The organism is Oleiphilus sp. HI0125 (assembly GCF_001635355.1).
The window spans coordinates 1-2,028 of the sequence record NZ_LWGF01000957.1 but is presented as its reverse complement, the minus strand read 5'-3'; the positions used below and the strand labels follow the sequence as shown (position 1 = coordinate 2,028).

General features: G+C 44.1%; 1 protein-coding gene and 1 pseudogene. One reads left to right on the top strand and one right to left on the bottom strand.

Annotated elements, in window-relative coordinates:
- Window positions 1–1,132, bottom strand: a pseudogene (aceE, locus tag A3762_RS16405) (pyruvate dehydrogenase (acetyl-transferring), homodimeric type); the annotation flags it as partial.
- A 248-nt stretch (window positions 1,133–1,380) separates the two neighbouring features.
- Between aceE and A3762_RS16400 the strand changes: the two are divergent.
- Window positions 1,381–1,959, top strand: coding sequence for a hypothetical protein (locus tag A3762_RS16400; protein ID WP_068753525.1), 579 nt, complete (start codon window positions 1,381–1,383; stop codon window positions 1,957–1,959).
- The last annotated feature ends 69 nt before the right edge of the window (window positions 1,960–2,028 follow it).

Here is a 2,028-nt window from a genome sequence, read left to right as displayed (position 1 = left end):
GACCTTTATGATGCACGGCCTTATGATATGCCGCGTAGACTTTATATGGGTCGTGACCTCCACGGTTTAGCTGCTCAATATCTTCATCCGTTAGATTATCTGCCAACTTCCCGAGCTCAGGATAACGACCAAAGAAGTGCTTACGTGTATACGCGCCACCGTTGGACTTAAAGCTCTGCATTTCTCCATCAACAAGCTCATTCATAGCTTGTTGCATTGCACCATTTTCATCCTGCTCAAATAGCGGATCCCATTTACGCCCCCAAACAACCTTTAAAACATTCCAGCCTGCGCCTCTAAACACACCTTCTAATTCTTGGATGATTTTACCATTGCCACGCACCGGTCCATCCAAACGCTGCAGATTACAGTTCACAACAAAAATAAGATTATCGAGTTTTTCTCGACCTGCTAAGGCAATTGAGCCAAGAGTTTCAGGTTCATCCGTTTCACCGTCACCAATGAAACACCATACTTTTCTCTCACCTTTATCTGTTAAGCCTCGGCTATGGAGATACTTCATGACATGGGCTTGATAAATCGCCTGTAAAGGACCAAGCCCCATAGAAACCGTCGGGAATTGCCAATAATCCGGCATTAACCATGGATGCGGGTATGAAGATAGACCATCCCCATCCACCTCATTTCTGAAACGATCCATCTGACCTTCGTCAAATCGTCCCTCTAAATATGAACGCGCATAAATACCTGGAGATGAGTGCCCTTGGACATACACTAAGTCAGCTTCTCGCTTATCATCACCGGCATGAAAGAAATAGTTGAAACCAACATCGTATAGCGTCGCGCTAGAAGAAAATGACGAAATATGACCACCGAGAGCGCCCGGACGATCATTTGCGCGCAATACCATTGCCATCGCGTTCCACCGAATCAAGGAGCGAATACGACGCTCCATGAATAAATCACCAGGCATTCTGGCTTCGTCTTTTAGCGGAATCGTGTTGCGATAGGGAGTAACGACAGAATGCGTTGGCAATAAACCACTCGAAGCGCCTAGGTCTTGCAGTCGAGAAAGGATATACTGCGCGCGTTCGAGCCCTTCAAACTTAATTAGTGAGCTGAGGGCATCTAGCCATTCTTCAGTACCATTTGGGTCCTGATCTGAGTTCATAATTACTCCGTACACTTATGTGATTTTGCATATATGGACAAAATGTACTGAAATGGCCGACAAAAACATTCCAATTCCGCGCCAAATTGCTCATAATTTAAACAAACGTAATATTTGTTCCGACCTTTCGGAACGAACACAAACGGTGGAATAAAAGAGTAGTCGAGATTTTTTTTAGTGCGTGTTCGCGAAAATGTAAATCTTGCCTAACTGGTTAACTAAATATAACGACAATCTAGCAATTTACAATGAAATACTTATACTCAACATTCACATTATTGATGAGCTTCTCATTTTTTGCCTATGCGGTTGAGCCGCTGTCTGAAAATGACATGAGTGATCTAGCGCTAGACTCTGGAAGCGGGCTGCTCCAAATATACGGACCAACTGCTGCGGGCTTGCGTGTCGAAGCTCTTGGCAAGAATGAAGAACCTCCCGAAAATGAGTCCACTGACGATACATCCATCAAATCTGCCGAATCGACGATAAAATCACTGGAAGATCAGTTGACGGAAGAGTTCCAGCGAGAGCGTCCTGACTTAGAGTTTGACCCAAACCTACAAGCTATCGTTAAACCTAATGAACGCGTAGTGGGTGACGCAGCCTCTTTTGATACCTTAAGTCAGATTCAGTACAACAAAAGCAATTTTAAACATGAAGCAACGTTCAATTCAGATGGAAGCGTGCAACATGATAGAGACCTTCAGATCGACTTGCTGAAGTTTGAAAATATCGGTGGGGATGATTTGAACGACCCGAGCACGATCGGAAGTATTTATATCTCTGACTGGACGTCTCAAGGATCTACGACAACTCAAGTACGATAGTTCTAAAAGCCAAAAACAAAAAAGGCGCATCGAAATGCGCCTTTTTTTATATGTCGCTTACGTCTATCT

What these genes read in the sequence shown, in the direction of transcription:
- A3762_RS16400 (WP_068753525.1), top strand. Translation starts at nt 1,381, where the DNA reads ATGAAATACTTATACTCAACATTCACATTATTGATGAGCTTCTCATTT.